The organism is Undibacterium sp. YM2 (assembly GCF_009937975.1).
GTDB lineage: Bacteria > Pseudomonadota > Gammaproteobacteria > Burkholderiales > Burkholderiaceae_D > Undibacterium.
On the sequence record NZ_AP018441.1, the window covers coordinates 3,374,725 to 3,391,754 of the forward strand.

A 17,030-nucleotide genomic window follows, 5' to 3' on the forward strand; every position below is an offset into this window, starting at 1 on the left:
ACTAACAATTACAGACAAGATCAACGCAGTTTGGCAGCAAATTGCTGACTCGCAGCTTGCACCAGGGCTTGCATTGCAGCCTCCACTTTATCGTCTTGCAGCGTACTTTGAGTATCTTGCAAGCTAAAGCGGAAAGCAAGACTTTTCTCATCTGCTTCCAGACCTTTTCCACGATATTCATCAAACAAAACAAAGCCTTGCACGATTTTACATGCTTCGTTCTGCTGCGATTCCTGCTTGAAAACATCCAGCAGATTTTGCACTACAACTGTCTGTTTGACAACTAGCGCCAGATCGCGGGTCACTGCCTGGAACTTGGATATTTCCTGATATGAGGGCACCTGCACTTGTTGCAAGGCTGTCACATCGACTTCAAATACCACCGGCGCCAAAGGCAGGTCATATTTTTGCTGCAGACGCGGGTGCAATTCACCAATAAAGCCAACGACTTTACCGTCAAATTCTATGCTTGCACTGCGGCCTGGATGCAGGGCGACATGCTCATTTTTAACAAAACGCAGGGCACCTGGTGCAAACAAGGCCTCAAGATCAGCCTTGATATCAAAGAAATCAACATTGCGGGTATCCTGACCCCACTGCTCTTCTGCTACCGGGCCATAGGCCAAAGCTGCCAGGCGTTTAGGCTGGTGATAGCCAGCCACTTCCAGCGGACCATCCTGCACGCCAGCATCTTGCAAATACACTGCGCCGATTTCAAAAATACGGACGCGATTCAGTTTACGGTTCAGGTTATAGCGAGTATTGGCTACCAGGCTACCTATCATGCTGGTACGCATGACACTCATCTGGCTGGCGATAGGATTGAGCAATTTAACTGGCGCATCATTGCCAGCAAAATCTTTTTCCCATGCTTCTTCAACGAAGCTGTAATTCACGACTTCCTGATAATCCTGGTCAGCCACGAGGCGACGCACGGCAAACAGCGAACGCTGGTTTTCTGGTGCGATCAGCATGGCATTGGCAGCTACTGGCGGCAGTGCAGGAATATTTTCAAAACCATATACACGCGCTACTTCTTCGATCAGATCTTCTTCGATTTCTATATCGAAGCGATAAGATGGCGGTGTCACCAGGAACTCACCTGGCTGCTGGGTGAACTGCAAACCCAGGCGGGTGAAAATATCAGCAATCCTGGCATCATCCAGCGCCACACCGATGACTTTCACGGCGCGTGCGGTACGCAGCTTGACTGGCGGACGTTGTGGCAGGTTGACTATCTGGTCATCTACCGGACCCAGCTTGACTTGTTCTGCGCCACCACAAATCTCAACGATCAGGGCGCTGATACGTTCTATATGCTCAACGATGGAGGCAAAGTCTACACCGCGCTCAAAGCGGTGCGCTGCATCGGTAGAGAAATTGAAGCGACGGGCACGGCCCTGTATCGCTTGCGGCCACCAGAAAGCAGCTTCCAGATAAATGTTTTGCGTATCCAGTGTTACAGATGTGGAATCACCGCCCATGATACCGGCCAGGGATTCGATTTCTTTATCATCAGAAATAACACCAACCCAATCATCTACCTCAACAGTATTGCCGTTCAAGAGCTTCAGCGATTCGCCAGCTTTACCCCAACGCACTTCCAGGCCACCATGGATTTTGTCCAGGTCAAACACATGGGAAGGACGACCAAGTTCCAGCATGACATAGTTGGAAATATCGACCAGCGCAGAGATAGGGCGTTGACCACTGCGTTCCAGCCTTTGCTTCATCCATTCCGGCGTCGCGGCACGGGCATTGACGCCACGGATAACACGACCGGCAAAACGACCGCACAGATCAGGAGCGCTGACTTTAACTGGCAGGGTTTCTTGCAAAGTCACCGGCAGCACGACAGCCTCTGGCAATTGCATGGCTGTACCAGTCAGGGCAGATACTTCACGTGCCACGCCGAGTACCGACAGACAATCCGCCTTGTTAGGTGTCAGCTTGATGGTGAATTTCAGGTCATTGAGTTGATAGTAATCACGGAAGTTCTGACCGACAGGCGCATCAGATGGCAAGTCCATCAAACCACCGTGGTCCTCTGACAATTTCAATTCACGGGCTGAACACAACATGCCGTAAGACTCTACGCCGCGCAGCTTGCCTATCTTGATTTCAAATGGTTTGCCATCTGCACCAGGTGGCAGGACGGCACCGACCATGGCGCACGGCACTTTCATGCCCACGCGTACATTCGGTGCGCCACAGACGATATTCAAGAGACTGCCTGTGCCTACATCGACCTGGCAGACATTGAGTTTGTCAGCATCAGGATGCTTGGCGATTTCGCGGATTTCCGCGACCACGACATTGTTAAATGGGGGAGCAACCGGCTCCACCTCTTCGACTTCCAATCCCGACATGGTGAGCATATGGGACAACTCATCCGAAGTCATCTTCGGATCGACCATGGTACGTAGCCAGTTTTCAGAAAATTGCATAATTCAGCCGTCTAATGTTGGATGCAGGGCGCGATGCGCCACTCAAAAATTCAGGGATGCGCTGTGTAATTCTTTTAGTTGAATTGCTTCAGGAAGCGCAAATCGCCTTCGTAGAACAGGCGCAAATCATTGACGCCATAACGCAGCATGGTCAGGCGTTCGAGACCGGAACCAAAGGCGAAGCCTATGTATTTTTCCGGGTCCAGGCCCATGTTACGTACCACGCTAGGATGTACCTGACCAGAGCCAGACACTTCCAGCCAGCGGCCTTTCAAAGGGCCACTGCCAAAGGCGATATCGATCTCGGCGGAAGGTTCCGTGAATGGAAAATACGATGGGCGGAAACGCACCTGCAAATCGTCAGTTTCAAAGAAGGCTTTGACGAAATTCAGGTACACGCCTTTGAGGTCAGCAAAGCTGATGTCTTCAGCAATCCACAAGCCCTCAACCTGATGGAACATCGGGGAGTGCGTGGCATCGCTATCGACGCGATAAGTACGACCAGGTGCAATAACCTTGATCGGCGGTTTGTTCATACGCGCATAACGCACCTGCATGGGGCTGGTATGGGTACGCAGCAATAATTGTTTGCCCTGGCTATCTTTGCCATCGACATAAAAGGTGTCCTGCATGGAACGCGCAGGATGGTTTTCAGGACTATTGAGCGCGGTAAAATTGGTCCAGTCCGTTTCGATTTCGGGGCCATCTGCAACGTCAAAACCGATGGAACGGAAGATTTCTTCAACGCGCTGCCAGGTACGCATGACAGGGTGGATACCACCAACGCCACGGCCACGGCCCGGCAAGCTGACATCGATCGCTTCTGCATTCAGGCGTGCCTGCATTTGCGCATTCGCCAGGGCATCGCGTCTTTCAGTCAGGGCTTCTTCTATCTGTACTTTGGCGGCATTGATCACTGCGCCCTGTACTTTTTTTTCCTCTGGTGGCAATTTACCCAGACTTTTCATCTGTTCTGTAATCTGACCACTCTTACCAAGGTAAAGCGCTTTCGCGTTCTCTAATGCTGCAGCGTCATTTGCTGCCAGAAAATCAGCACGTGCCTGGCTGACGATTTGATCTAAAGGGTTCATGCCTTGTTCCCGCTTACTGTGAAGCTGAAATAATGATCTGAAAACAAAACGGGGCATAGGATTCAACCTCTGCCCCGCTTGATATTTGCAACTGGCTTGCGCCAGTCACTACGACTCACTGATTGCGATCACTAGAACCTATTTACGATCTTACTGCGCGTGCGTGATCGGGGCTCATGTGCTGCTCAAAATGCTCGTGTACTACAGTACACTCCGCTTTTTGCGCTGCTCTTCACCCCGCTGACGCTCGCTCGCTACAGATCGTAAGCAGGTTCTAATGTGATTAGGCAGCCAGGTTAGCTTTGACTTGATTAACAATCGCAGCGAATGCTGGTTTGTCAGTCACAGCCATGTCAGCCAGTACTTTACGGTCGAGTTCAATCGCGGCTTTTTTCAGGCCGTTCATAAACACGCTGTAAGTCAGGCCATGCTGACGAGCCGCTGCATTGATACGCGTGATCCACAAAGCGCGGAATACACGTTTCTTGTTGCGGCGATCGCGGTATGCATATTGACCAGCGCGCATAACTGCTTGCTTGGCAATACGGAATACCTTACTGCGACGACCACGGTAACCTTTAGCAAGGTTAAGAACTTTCTTATGACGGGCACGAGCTGTAACCCCACGTTTTACTCTAGGCATAATAACTCCTTAAATAATGAGTATGAGGTTAAGCTGTTGGCATCATGCGCATGACGGAAACCATGTTGGTGTCATGAACACCTACAGCACCGCGCAATTGACGTTTGTTCTTGGTAGTTTTCTTGGTCAGGATGTGACGTTTGAAAGCTTGACCGCGTTTAACGGTACCACCTGGACGGACGCGGAAGCGCTTCTTGGCGCTGCTTTTCGTCTTCATTTTTGGCATAGTACTATCTGTCTTTTAAGACAGCTCCACTTTTATATGATGGTAGGTGGCAGCAACAATCGCTACTCTTGGATGCCTACTTCTCACTTATTGTGACCCGCTGTTAAGGCGGGTCTGTCGTAATGCGCGCTGATGCGTGCCTCACAAACTCTAACCAGAAACAAGCAAAAACTTATTTCTCTTTATTTCTTTTTCTTAGGCGCCAGTATCATGATCATCTGACGACCTTCCATCTTTGGAAACTGCTCGACCTGGCCATACGGTTCCAGATCAGCCTTCAAACGCTCCAACATACGCATGCCGATTTCCTGATGCGCCATTTCACGACCACGGAAACGCAGTGTGATCTTGGTCTTGTCGCCATCATCCAGGAACTTGGTCAGATTACGCAATTTGATATTGTAATCACCATCATCTGTACCCGGACGGAATTTGACTTCCTTGACCAGAATGACTTTTTGCTTCAGCTTGGCTTCGTGAGCTTTTTTCTGCTCCTGGTATTTGAACTTGCCGTAATCCATCAAACGGCAAACTGGCGGCTGCGCCGTCGGCGCTATTTCCACCAAATCAACATTGGCCTCTTCCGCCAAGCGGAAGGCTTCACCCAGTTTTACGATGCCCAGAGGCTCGTTCTCAACGCCGGATAAGCGCACTTCTGGCGCTGTAATTTCACCGTTGATGCGATGTGACTTGTCAGTAGCTATTGCAGTTTCCTTCGAAAATAATAATAAAAAGCTATGCAGCCCTGTTTAAAACAGGGTCGCTGCTAATCTGTTAAACCTTGGTTTCAACTTCGTTTTTCAAACGAGCTATAAAGGCGTCCAGAGGCATTACCCCCAGATCCAGATTGCCACGCGTACGCACAGCCACTGTATTGGCATCCCTCTCTTTATCGCCTATCACGAGGATATATGGCAGTTTTTGAATGGAATGCTCGCGTATTTTATAGGTAATTTTCTCATTACGCAAATCAGTATTTACTCTAAACCCTTGTTTCTTCAGGATTTCTGCAACAGATTGTGAATACTCAGCCTGCGATTCCGAGATATTCAGGACAGAAACCTGTACCGGCGCCAGCCACAAAGGCAAGGCAGCAGCATGATTTTCTATCAAGATACCAATGAAACGCTCCATGGAACCCACAATCGCACGGTGCAACATGATAGGCACTTTGCGGCTATTGTCATCTGCGACATATTCTGCACCCAGACGGCCTGGCATGAAGAAATCGACCTGCATGGTACCAACCTGCCATGGGCGACCCAGGCTGTCTTTCAGGTGGTATTCAATTTTAGGACCATAGAAAGCACCCTCACCCGGCAATTCTTCCCACTCAACACCACAAGAACTCAAGGCGGTACGCAGGGTAGCTTCTGCCTTATCCCAGATTTCATCGCTGCCGATGCGGTTTTCAGGGCGCAAGGCGAGCTTGATGAAAATCTTGTCAAAGCCGAAGTCTTCATACACTTTCATCGCCTGTGGATGGAAAGCCATTACCTCATCCTGAATTTGCTCTTCAGTACAGAAAATATGGCCATCATCCTGAGTAAAGCCACGCACGCGCATGATGCCATGCAGTGCACCAGACGGCTCATTACGGTGGCATTGACCAAACTCACCGAAACGCAGCGGCAGGTCGCGATAACTCTTCATGCCAGAATTGAAAATCTGTACATGGCCCGGGCAGTTCATAGGCTTCAGGGCATATTCACGGTTCTCGGATTCAGTGACAAACATATTGTCTTTATAATTCTCCCAGTGACCAGTCTTGCCCCACAGGCTTTTATCCAGAATCTGCGGGCCCTTAACCTCTTGATAGCCACAGTCCTGATAGACCTTGCGCATGTATTGCTCTACTTGCTGCCAGATAGTCCAGCCCTTGGCATGCCAGAACACCAAGCCAGGTGCCTCATCCTGGAAGTGGAACAAGTCCAGTGCCTTGCCGAGTTTGCGGTGATCGCGCTTTTCCGCTTCCTCCAGCATGTGCAGATAAGCTTCCTGATCTTCTTTCTTGGCAAAAGCAGTGCCATAGACACGTTGCAACATCTCGTTTTTGGAATCACCACGCCAGTAGGCACCGGCCAACTTCATAAGCTTGAATACTTTGAGCTTGCCAGTGGATGGCACGTGCGGGCCACGGCACAAGTCAGTAAAATTACCTTCTGTATACAGCGAGACATCCTGGTCAGCAGGGATCGATTCTATGATCTCGGCCTTATAGGCCTCACCTATAGATTTGAAGTAGGCAACAGCCTCATCACGCGGCAAGACCTTGCGTGTAACTGGCTCATCCTTTTTGGCCAACTCAGCCATTTTCTTTTCTATCGCCACCAGATCATCCGGTGTGAATGGGCGCTTGTAGGAAAAGTCATAGTAAAAACCATTTTCGATGACCGGACCAATAGTGACTTGCGCATCTGGATACAACTCCTTGACAGCATAAGCCAGCAAGTGAGCAGTCGAGTGACGTATCACTTCGAGGCCATCAGCATCCTTGTCCGTGACGATGGCCAGATCCGCATCAGCATCAATCAGATGCGAGGTATCGACCAGCTTGCCATTGACGCGACCAGCCAGAGCAGCTTTTGCCAGGCCAGCACCGATGCTGGCAGCGACTTGCGCCACCGTTACCGGCGCATCGAATTGTCGTTGCGAACCATCAGGAAGTTTTACTGAAACCATGTCACTCTCCAAAGCGGAAAAATACAAAAAGAATTGAGATAAAAGATGAGTCTAAAAAACGCAGACGAAAAAAAAGCACGGCTAGCCGTGCTTTTTCAGTTTGTTTCAAACGAAAAGTATCCTCGACTAGAGTCGCTCCCAAACCAGTTTAGTGGTAGTTCGCGGTGTCATAACCAGGGATGCCTTTCTCGCTCTTAACTATAATGTTTTAATAATTTTAAATCCGTTGGTAGGCACGATTGGACTCGAACCAACGACCCCTACCATGTCAAGGTAGTGCTCTAACCAGCTGAGCTACGCGCCTAAGAAACAAGAGTATAGCAGAGCCTTTAGGAAAATTGCTAGTCCCCAAGGCAAAATATTTCCACGCCCTGTATAAACCTGAATATCAAGACTGCCTATTTAGCTCTATCAACTGAAAAAACAGCATCCATAAAATTGCCATGTATATATATGACCCAGCCTTAGGCTACACTAATGCCATATTTAACACAGCACCATACTCTACATGACCTCCCCCTCTCATCATCAGAGCAGCGAACATTTGCATGACCACAGGCGCGGCGATGCCGAGCACAGACATTATTTTGAAAACCGCAGCCAGAAAATCCTCGCCTGGGCCCTGGGTCTGACCTTGGGTTTTGCCGGCGTAGAAGTCGCGTTTGGTTTCATTTCCAATTCCCTGGCTCTGATCTCTGATGCCGGCCACATGGTGACTGATGCAGCCGCACTTGGCCTGGCTCTGCTGGCACAAATCATCGCCAAGCGTCCGCCGACGGCAAAAAATTCTTTTGGCTTTGGCCGCGCAGAAGCACTGGCTGCCTTTGTCAATGGACTGGTGATGCTAGGTGTCATCATATGGATATGCAAAGAAGCGGTACAACGCTTTTCCACGCCAGAGACTGTGCAAGGTGGTACTGTCATGCTGGTGGCTGGCATAGGTCTGGCAATCAATATCGTGGTTGCCTGGGTGCTATCCCACGACAAGGACAGCGTGAATACCAAGGCCGCCCTGGTACATGTCATGGGCGACTTGCTGGGCTCTGTCGCAGCCATCATCTCAGGTGCAGTCATTTACAAAACCGGCTGGATGCAAATCGACCCTTTGCTATCGATTTTTGTTTCCCTGCTGATTTTGAAATCCACATTCTCAGTATTGAAGGAGTCTTACCACTTCCTGATGGAGGGCGTACCCCATCATATAGACTATGTACAAATCGGTAATGATCTTGAAGAGATCAATGGCGTCCTGTCGGTCCACGACTTGCATGTATGGGAAATGTCACCCGGTTACCCTGCCCTGATCGGCCACCTGGAAATTGAAGACCTTAGCGCCTGGCCTCGCATACTGGAAAGTGTCAAAACCATGCTGCTCAGTAAGCACAAGATTGATCATATAACTTTGCAGGCAGAGGTAAGCGAAGAGGAAGAATGATACGGCTTCGCAGCCTTTATAATTATGACTGTCGCACAAGATGCGCACTTAACACTGGATAGCGCCCAGCAAGGGCGACATCAAGCTTACGCAAATAACTGCTACCAAATTTACCGGCCTCAAGACCATTTACCAGCGATGCTGGAATATCAACAACATATTCTGGCGTCAATGAAGCAAGCCCCATGGCGATCGCCGCAACACTGTCGACATCGCCACCAAAATTAACGCAATCGAGCAAGAGTGTTGACATGCAGCGATTAGCCTGCAAGGCTGTATTGACCGCATGCAAAGTTTGCAAGGCATCGCATTCAACTTCAGCAGCCCAATCGCCTCGCAATATGAAGCCTGTGATTTCCAATATAAAATCAGGCAACTCGACCAATTTTGCCTTGTCATATAAAAGTGCATGCGACATGAGTGCAACAACATGCGAAGACAAAATACCTTCAGCCGTGTTGTGAGTCACCATGGCCTGCTCGCTTGCAGCTTGCGCCAACACATTTTTATCTGCGATCAAACCCAATGGAACCGAACGCATTGCAGCACCATTGCGACGGCTTTCTGGTGAAATTCGCTGTCTGAGATCAGCGCCATTCACGCACAAATCCAGTAAACCCTGCAAGCCTTTGGCATACCCCTGTCGCTGGTCGCGTTTATAACATCTGACATAGGCATCGGCAAATGCGTCACTTGAATAATCGCTATTCGCCAGCAAGACTTCGGCAACCGCGATACTCATCTGCGTATCATCAGTATAGCAACCTGCTTGTATCCCCAGTTCATGTGGCACGTAACTTTCAAGTGTATTACTGCGCATGATTTTCTCGCGCCCGCAAAACTCAAACCCAGCACCATAGGCATCGCCTATCGCTATCTCCAGTAACAAATTACTTCTCCACTCGCTTCAATACTGGCAAGCTCATATGTTTGAAATTCAATTCCTGCGCACTTCCAGCACACCACTGACTTCATGCAAGACATGCAGCGCCTTTTGCAATTGTGTAGTGCCGCCTATTTCTACAGTAAATGACATACGTGCCTGCGCTTTTGCACTCTGGGTATTGACGCCTATCACATTGATTTTTTCACGGGAAAATACCTCGGAAATATCACGCAGCAATCCCTGGCGGTCTTGCGCCAGCACAAAGATATCGACGGGATAAACTGTGTCCTTGCCATGATCGCCCCAGGTCGTCTGTATGACGCGCTCGGGTGCCTTATTACGCATCTCGGCAAAATTCTTGCAAGTCAGGCGGTGTATGGATACGCCCTTGCCACGGGTAACAAAACCGACGATATCATCTGGCGGTGCCGGTTTGCAGCAACGCGCCAGTTGCGTCATCAAGCCTTCAGTACCGACCACCAGCACGCCGGATTTGGCGCCTTGCGTGACGCTGGATGCACGGCTTTTATTGGTGAAGCTGAGTTCATCCGGCTCAACTTCCGCCACATTCTCACGCAAGACTGTTTCAATTTGCCTGAGACTGAATTCATCTTTACCAACGGACAGGAAGAGATCATTGACATCAGCAAAACCCAGCTTGCGTGCCAGTTCTTCAAGATTGACTGCAGTCTTGCCTTCGCGTTGCAAAGTTTTTTCTACCAGGGCACGGCCATTCGACAGGGTCTCTTCCTGATCGATGGCATTGAACCATGCGCGGATTTTGGTACGCGTGCGGGTACTCGCAGAATAATCCGGCGAGAGCCAGTCACGCGATGGGCCAGCCTGGGAAGAGCCTACTTTGAGAGTGATAATCTCTACCGTCTGGCCATTTTGCAAGGGCGTATTCAACGGCACCATGACATTATCAACCCGCGCGCCACGGCAGCGATGGCCAACATCGGTATGCAGGTGATAGGCAAAATCCACGGGCGTGGAATTGCAAGGCAATTCTATGACGCGGGCCTGCGGGGTCAGCACATAAATTCTGTCATCAAGGCTGGCGGCCTTGAGTTTTTCTACCCATTCGCGCTGCAACTCTTCCTGCTCAACGACGACATCGGTGACGTCAGTTTTCCAGGCCAGCAATTGCCTGAGCCAGGCGATTTTTTCATCGTATTCCTGGGCTGAAAAATTCGAGCCACCCGACTCTTTATAACGCCAGTGTGCCGCCACGCCATACTCTGCAAACTGGTGCATTTCACGCGTACGTATCTGCACTTCCAGCGGCCTGCCATCTTCTACCACCACAACCGTATGTAATGATTTATAGCCATTCGGCTTGGGGCGAGAAATATAGTCGTCAAACTCTTTGGGTATCGGTGTCCAGGCATTGTGAACCAAGCCTAAGACAGTATAGCAATCCTTGATATCATCAACGATAACGCGAAAAGCGCGCACGTCGTACAACTCATCAAAGTTGACGGACTTGCCCTTCATTTTTTTCCAGATGCTGTAGATATGCTTGGGCCGCCCTGACACTTCGGCCTTGACGCCAGCTATCTGCAATTCCTTGTTCAGCCTTTCTATCGCATTGACAACAAAGCTCTCACGTTCCAGGCGCTTTTCTTCCAGCATTTTGGCAATGCGCTTGTATTGTTGTGGCTCGAGGAAACGGAAAGACAGGTCTTCCAGCTCCCATTTGAGTTGCCATACTCCGAGGCGGTTTGCCAGCGGCGCATACAAGTCCATGGTTTCACTGGCATATTGCTGAGCCGCGCCATCTTCGCGCTTGCACTCAGCAAAATAACGCAAGGTAGTCACCCGGGATGCCAGGCGCACCAGCACCACGCGCATGTCGGTGGCCATGGCCAGCACCATCTTGCGCAGGGTTTCCATCTGGCTGGCGGCTTTTTCGGCAGCGTCTTTGCCACGGCCTACATCATGCTGCGTCAGGGCAGCTTCACGCAGCTTCATCAGACGGCGTATGCCGGTGACCAGATCAGCGATCTCCTTGCCAAAGCGGATTTCTATCTGCTCTGCTGCAATCGGGTTCAATTCTGGCAATTCAAACAGGATGGCAGCGATACGGGTATCAACATCGGTACGCAACATGGCCAGCGTCGCCACCACACCATTCACAAATTGCAAGGCATTTTGCTCTGTGATGACGCACTTGTTGGCATACAAAGGAGTGACATATTCCAGCGCCGAAATGACGCGCTCTGCGTCAGCTTCGGACAAGCCTTCCAGCAAAGCTGCTTCAGTTGCTGTGGTCGAGATTGATACCATATGATTTATATCTGTGCTGCAGTGACAACGACTTCAATGAGCCAGGCAGGATTGGCCAGTTTAGCTTCTACAGTGGCACGCGGTGGTGTATTGCCTTGTGCAACCCAGGCATCCCACACCTGGTTCATGCCACCAATGAGGCTGATGTCAGATAAAAATATCTGGCAACTGAGGATGCGCGACTTGTCGCTGCCTGCTTCAGCCAGCAAACGGTCAATATGGGCCAGTACTTGCGCTGTTTGCCCTGCGATATCCTGGCTGGCATCATCAGGGATTTGGCCGGCGAGATAGACGACTTTATTAAAAATCGCGGTTTCAGACAAACGTGGGCCTACATGAAATCTTTGGATACTCATTTTTTGACTCTATTTTTCAACTTATTTCTGGTTCAATAAAAAATCAACAGCTACCGCTATCTGATCAGGCTGCACAAACGTCGGTGCATGTCCCACGCCGGCAAACTCCACCAGCCGGGCACGCGGGCCACGCTGCGTCATCGCCTGCGCTGATTCAGCCGTCAGCAAATCTGACTCTGCGCCACGTACCAGCAAGGTCGGGCAGCTTATTGCATCATACGCTGTCCACAACATGGTCTGGGCAATTGCTGCCAATTCTGGCGTGCTGGCCTTGATAGGCTGCGCGAGACCCAGATCATAGTGTCGTACCCATTGCCCCTGCTCATTTTGACGCAGAACATCCCTCGCCAGTTTTTCCCACTGAGCCTCGCTATGTGGGCCAAAGGAAATCGAGATCGCCTTGATATAGGCTTGCGCTTCCTCAAAACTGTCAAAGCGCACATCCTGGCCTATGTAGTCGCCTATCCTGGCAAGTGCATCAGGATTAAGCACGGGCCCCACATCATTCAGAATCAACTTTTTGATGGGATTGTCAGGCAGGCTCGCAAGACTCATGCCTATCAGGCCACCCATGGATGTACCAAACCAGTGCACGGTCTGTGCGTCCAGCCTGGCCAGCAAGCTGACCATGTCGCTGACATATTGCGGGATCTGGTAATGCATGGGATTGCGCAAACGGCCTGAATAGCCACGCCCTACCACGTCAGGGCACACCACACGGTACTCATTGCATAATGCCACGGCCAGGGAATCAAAGTCCTCAGCCACCCGCGTCACACCGTGGACACAGACCAGGACCTTGGGATTAAGCGGGTCACCCCACTCTTTGTATGACATGGCGTGCAAGCCGGTAGGCGAGATACATTGCACTGATTTGCGTCTTGCCTGCATGGATTTTCCTCGTGAACAGTATTTTTACTAGCGCTTATGAGCGACATTTTACCTTTCGTTGCGCTTAAAATCATTGTTAACTGTTGGCATACATGTTTTTTTAACAAAAGAACATGCACTGACTGGCATTAAAACCAAACTTCCCTTGCAAAAAACGACATCTCAGGAGACAGCATGGCAGCATCTTTCCTCACCGGTAAAACCGCATTGGTAACAGGATCCACATCAGGCATAGGTCTGGGCATAGCCCGCTCACTGGCTGCCGAAGGCGCGAATATCATTTTCAATGGCTTTGGCGACAGACAGGAAATACAGACTTTGCAAACTGCCGTAGAAAACGAATTCGGCGTGAAAACGGCCTATCACAACGCCGACATGAGTAAAGCGACAGAAATCGAAGCCATGATGGCCTACGCTGATAGTAACTTTGGTGGTGTCGATATCCTGGTCAATAACGCTGGCATACAACATGTGGCCAATATTGAAGACTTCCCGGTAGAGAAATGGGATGCCATCATTGCCATCAACCTGACATCAAGCTTCCATACCACCCGCCTGGCCTTGCCGTACATGAAGCAAAAAAACTGGGGCCGCATTATCAACCTGGCATCCGTACATGGACTGGTTGCCTCTGCACAAAAATCTGCCTATGTAGCAGCCAAGCATGGTCTGATTGGCTTTACCAAGACCACGGCACTGGAAACTGCGCAAACAGGCATTACCTGCAATGCGATCTGCCCGGGTTGGGTATTGACACCGCTGGTACAAAAACAGGTCGATGCGCGCGCAGAAAAAGACGGCGTTGATAATGAAACCGCAAAAAAACGCTTGCTGGCTGAAAAACAGCCTTCAGGCGAGTTTGTCACACCTGAGCAACTGGGTGCACTTGCCGTATTTTTCTGCAGCGCAGCGGCAGATCAAATCCGTGGTGTAGCCTGGAATATGGATGGCGGCTGGGTAGCACAATAAGCCACAGAACAGAACTACGGTGCATCAAAGTATTTAGAACTCATTTCATAGATAGGGATGAGTTCGAACAAGGCGATTTGGGATGCAGTGCTAGGCCTAAGGTGTGTACGCTGCGCAGCTAAGGCGTCCGCCTTTGCAAGCGAGGGGGTGACACACTACGCGCAGCAATGCGCCCAAATCGTCAGTTCCCGAAGGGTTTGCCTCATAACGCGCGCTGGACTGCGTTGGACTCGTTGTCAATAGGCAAAGCTATTGACTGCCTAGTCCGCCTTGCCAGCCCGCGTTATGAGGCAAACGCATCTCACCCCTATTTATGAAATGAGTTCTAATTTCACTGGTAGCATCCCTGGGTTCAGATGTATAGTTTCATCACTGATATGAATAGGGAGTACCCATGCAAACTGCAATACATGCAATACGCATCGTCCTGGTTTCTGCAACTTTACTGAGTGCCGCCACTTGTACTGCGGCAGACAAAATGAAGCCTGGCCTGTGGGAAATGACAACCAAGTCAGATGCCATGAAGGCCATGCCCAAAATCCCGCCTGAGCAACTGGAAAAAATGAAGCAGATGGGCATCAAAATGCCTGATATGCAAAACGGTGCGATGGTGAGCAAGGTCTGCCTCACCAAGGAAATGGTAGATCAGGAAAAACCGCCAACCGGGGGCCGTGAACAGCACTGCCAGAACAAGAGTTTCAACCGCTCTGGCAATACCTATACTGCCGAGATGGTCTGCGACAGCCCGGACATGAAAGGCACAGGTATCGTCAAGGGCAGCATGACTCCTGATAGCGTGAACTCGGTTTATGATTTCAAAGGCGTCTCGCACGGCAAGCCAATTGATCATCATATGGAAACCACAGGCAAATGGCTGAGCGCTGATTGTGGCGGCACCAAACCTTTCACCATGCCGCCGAAAAAATAAATCTCTTTCGTTGCTCAACAATAACAAAAAGGCCGGTGCATGACACCGGCCTTAGTTTTTAAGTCCCCCTGAATATCAGGCTACTGCACTGACGTCCAGTGTTGCCTCGGTCTTGGCGATGATTTCTTCTTTGCTGACGCCGCTGGCCAATTCAACCAGTTTCAAGCCCGCCGGGGTCACATCAATGACACCGAGGTCAGTGATAATACGGTTGACCACGCCCACGCCCGTCAATGGCAGATTACAGGCTTTCAATATTTTGTGCGCATCGCCCTTGGCGACATGCTCCATCAGCACAACGACACGACCTACACCTGCGACCAAATCCATCGCGCCGCCCATGCCTTTGACCATTTTGCCAGGTATCATCCAGTTGGCCAGGTCGCCATGTTCGCTGACCTGCATCGCCCCCAGAATAGCCAGATTGATCTTGCCGCCACGTATCATGGCGAAAGAGTCAGCTGAGCTGAATATGGAAGAACCCGGCAAGGTCGTTACTGTTTGCTTGCCAGCATTGATCATGTCGGGATCAACCTCCTCTTCAGTTGGGAATGGGCCTATGCCGAGCAAGCCATTTTCTGACTGCAGCCAGACTTCCATGCCTTGCGGCACGTGATTGGCGACCAGGGTAGGCAAGCCTATGCCCAGGTTAACGTAAAAACCGTCTTGCAATTCTTGTGCTGCACGCGCAGCCATTTCATCACGATTCCATGCCATGTCTTGTCTCCTGCTATCTTATTTCGATGGGCGTACGGTACGCTGTTCTATACGTTTTTCTGGATTGGCATTAACGACAATGCGCTGTACGAAAATACCTGGTGTGTGGACTTCATCCGGGTCCAGTTCGCCAGTTTCTACCAGTACCTCAACCTCGGCTACGGTGATCTTGCCAGCCATCGCTACATTGGGATTGAAGTTGCGTGCGGTCTTGCGATATACCAGATTACCGGCCTTGTCAGCCTTCCAGGCTTTGACCAGAGAGACCTCGGATACCAGTGAGCGTTCCATCACATATTTCTGTCCATCAAATTCACGGATTTCCTTGCCGTCGGCAACTATCGTACCCACACCGGTCTTGGTAAAAAAGGCCGGGATACCGGCACCACCAGCACGCAGCTTTTCTGCCAGCGTGCCCTGTGGGGTGAATTCCAGTTCGAGTTCGCCAGCCAGGTACTGACGTTCGAATTCCTTGTTTTCACCGACATAGGATGAAATCATTTTCTTGATCTGGCGGGTCGTCAGTAACTGGCCCAGGCCAAAACCGTCTACACCGGCGTTATTTGAAATAGCGGTCAATTCCTTGACACCGGAATCGCGCAAGGCAGCAATCAGCGCCTCAGGTATGCCACACAGGCCAAAACCGCCTACAGCGATAGTCTGACCGTCCTTGATAATGCCAGCCAGGGCACTGGCTGCATCAGGATAAACTTTGTCCATATTGTCCCCTCTCCAGGTTGTAAATCGATATTTTTTTTGTCAAATGACTGCCTGCAAATTACCGCAAACAGCCACACAAATCATTAGTCTTACAGGATATGATGCTGCGTTATACTGCGCAATACCGTAAAAATACGCCTTTACCAGTAACCTGTCAGTGGACCGCAGAAATGAACGCAGCACAGCCCATCGATTTTGAATCCATATTTCAACACGCACCTGTCGGTATGTGCGTGTCGCAAAACCGTATTATCCAGGCTTGCAATGATGATCTGGCCAAAATGTTTGGCTATCAAAAAGATGAATTGCTGGGCAAGTCTTTTCTGGTACTTTACCCCAGCCCCGACGAATTTGAACGTACCGGAGCCAGGATCACGCCCATCATGAATGCCAAGGGCTATTATTCTGACGAGCGCATCATGAAACGTGCCAATCAGGAGCTGTTCTGGTGCCACGTCTCAGGCCGTGGCCTGAACAAGGACAACCCTCATGCTGCCGGTATCTGGACTTTTGAGGATCTCAGTGCAAAACGCTCCGTCACCGCCGAACTGACACCAAGAGAGCGCGAAATTGCTGCCCTGCTGGTAGAAGGTAAGACCAGCAAGCTGATTGCCCGCCAGATAGACCTCAGCCCCAGGACAGTGGAAATGCACAGGGCTAAACTCATGCGCAAATTCAATTCAGCCACATCCAGCGAACTGGTGCACAAATTGCTGGGCATCATGCGTTGAGCGCTGCAACAAGCTCAAA

At 50.4% G+C, this 17,030-nt stretch carries 16 protein-coding genes and 1 tRNA gene; 4 read left to right on the plus strand and 13 right to left on the minus strand.

The window, feature by feature from the left end:
* Positions 1-20: 20 nt before the first annotated feature.
* The 7 genes from pheT to UNDYM_RS15250 form a co-directional block, all read right to left on the minus strand.
* Positions 21-2,447, minus strand: coding sequence for a phenylalanine--tRNA ligase subunit beta (gene pheT / locus UNDYM_RS15220; RefSeq protein WP_162041790.1), 2,427 nt, complete (start codon positions 2,445-2,447; stop codon positions 21-23).
* 74 nt (positions 2,448-2,521) lie between these two features.
* Entirely contained in the window at positions 2,522-3,538 is a 1,017-nt protein-coding gene (gene pheS / locus UNDYM_RS15225) for a phenylalanine--tRNA ligase subunit alpha (RefSeq protein WP_110253940.1), read from the minus strand.
* Between the two features lie 283 nt (positions 3,539-3,821).
* Positions 3,822-4,181, minus strand: coding sequence for a 50S ribosomal protein L20 (gene rplT / locus UNDYM_RS15230; RefSeq protein WP_110253941.1), 360 nt, complete (start codon positions 4,179-4,181; stop codon positions 3,822-3,824).
* A 28-nt stretch (positions 4,182-4,209) separates the two neighbouring features.
* On the minus strand, positions 4,210-4,407 hold the full coding sequence (gene rpmI / locus UNDYM_RS15235) for a 50S ribosomal protein L35 (protein ID WP_162020098.1): 198 nt from the start codon (positions 4,405-4,407) through the stop codon (positions 4,210-4,212).
* A 182-nt stretch (positions 4,408-4,589) separates the two neighbouring features.
* A complete protein-coding gene (gene infC, locus UNDYM_RS15240; protein WP_110253943.1) occupies positions 4,590-5,111 on the minus strand; it encodes a translation initiation factor IF-3 in 522 nt (173 codons plus the stop codon).
* Between the two features lie 70 nt (positions 5,112-5,181).
* Entirely contained in the window at positions 5,182-7,089 is a 1,908-nt protein-coding gene (gene thrS / locus UNDYM_RS15245; RefSeq protein ID WP_162041791.1) for a threonine--tRNA ligase, read from the minus strand.
* Between the two features lie 227 nt (positions 7,090-7,316).
* Positions 7,317-7,393: transfer RNA gene (locus UNDYM_RS15250), tRNA-Val, on the minus strand.
* Positions 7,394-7,597: 204 nt separating this feature from the next.
* Here UNDYM_RS15250 and UNDYM_RS15255 point away from each other — a divergent pair.
* Complete coding sequence (locus UNDYM_RS15255; protein WP_162041792.1) at positions 7,598-8,524, plus strand: cation diffusion facilitator family transporter; 927 nt, start codon at positions 7,598-7,600, stop codon at positions 8,522-8,524.
* Between the two features lie 22 nt (positions 8,525-8,546).
* Here UNDYM_RS15255 and UNDYM_RS15260 read toward each other — a convergent pair whose 3' ends face one another.
* Genes UNDYM_RS15260 through UNDYM_RS15275 form a run of 4 tightly spaced genes read right to left on the minus strand, consistent with a single transcriptional unit; the run spans position 8,547 to position 12,946 of the window.
* Entirely contained in the window at positions 8,547-9,413 is an 867-nt protein-coding gene (locus tag UNDYM_RS15260; protein WP_162041793.1) for an ADP-ribosylglycohydrolase family protein, read from the minus strand.
* 48 nt (positions 9,414-9,461) lie between these two features.
* Positions 9,462-11,699 carry a bifunctional (p)ppGpp synthetase/guanosine-3',5'-bis(diphosphate) 3'-pyrophosphohydrolase gene (locus UNDYM_RS15265; protein WP_162041794.1) on the minus strand — a complete coding sequence of 746 codons (2,238 nt, stop codon included), beginning with the start codon at positions 11,697-11,699 and terminating at the stop codon, positions 9,462-9,464.
* A 5-nt stretch (positions 11,700-11,704) separates the two neighbouring features.
* Complete coding sequence (locus UNDYM_RS15270) at positions 11,705-12,055, minus strand: RidA family protein (RefSeq protein ID WP_162041795.1); 351 nt, start codon at positions 12,053-12,055, stop codon at positions 11,705-11,707.
* 21 nt (positions 12,056-12,076) lie between these two features.
* Positions 12,077-12,946, minus strand: coding sequence for an alpha/beta fold hydrolase (locus UNDYM_RS15275; protein ID WP_232063499.1), 870 nt, complete (start codon positions 12,944-12,946; stop codon positions 12,077-12,079).
* 174 nt (positions 12,947-13,120) lie between these two features.
* Here UNDYM_RS15275 and UNDYM_RS15280 point away from each other — a divergent pair, with 174 nt between their 5' ends.
* Together UNDYM_RS15280 and UNDYM_RS15285 are read left to right on the plus strand one after the other, a co-directional pair.
* Positions 13,121-13,915, plus strand: coding sequence for a 3-hydroxybutyrate dehydrogenase (locus UNDYM_RS15280; RefSeq protein ID WP_162041796.1), 795 nt, complete (start codon positions 13,121-13,123; stop codon positions 13,913-13,915).
* Positions 13,916-14,309: 394 nt separating this feature from the next.
* Entirely contained in the window at positions 14,310-14,843 is a 534-nt protein-coding gene (locus UNDYM_RS15285; protein ID WP_162041797.1) for a DUF3617 domain-containing protein, read from the plus strand.
* A 75-nt stretch (positions 14,844-14,918) separates the two neighbouring features.
* Here the strand turns inward: UNDYM_RS15285 and UNDYM_RS15290 are convergent, their stop codons facing one another.
* Together UNDYM_RS15290 and UNDYM_RS15295 are read right to left on the minus strand one after the other, a co-directional pair.
* Positions 14,919-15,560 carry a CoA transferase subunit B gene (locus UNDYM_RS15290; RefSeq protein ID WP_162041798.1) on the minus strand — a complete coding sequence of 214 codons (642 nt, stop codon included), beginning with the start codon at positions 15,558-15,560 and terminating at the stop codon, positions 14,919-14,921.
* A gap of 18 nt (positions 15,561-15,578) precedes the next feature.
* Complete coding sequence (locus tag UNDYM_RS15295; RefSeq protein ID WP_162041799.1) at positions 15,579-16,280, minus strand: CoA transferase subunit A; 702 nt, start codon at positions 16,278-16,280, stop codon at positions 15,579-15,581.
* A gap of 170 nt (positions 16,281-16,450) precedes the next feature.
* On the opposite strand from UNDYM_RS15295, the gene UNDYM_RS15300 reads away from it, so the two are divergent.
* On the plus strand, positions 16,451-17,011 hold the full coding sequence (locus tag UNDYM_RS15300) for a LuxR C-terminal-related transcriptional regulator (RefSeq protein ID WP_162041800.1): 561 nt from the start codon (positions 16,451-16,453) through the stop codon (positions 17,009-17,011).
* Positions 17,012-17,030 lie beyond the last annotated feature (19 nt).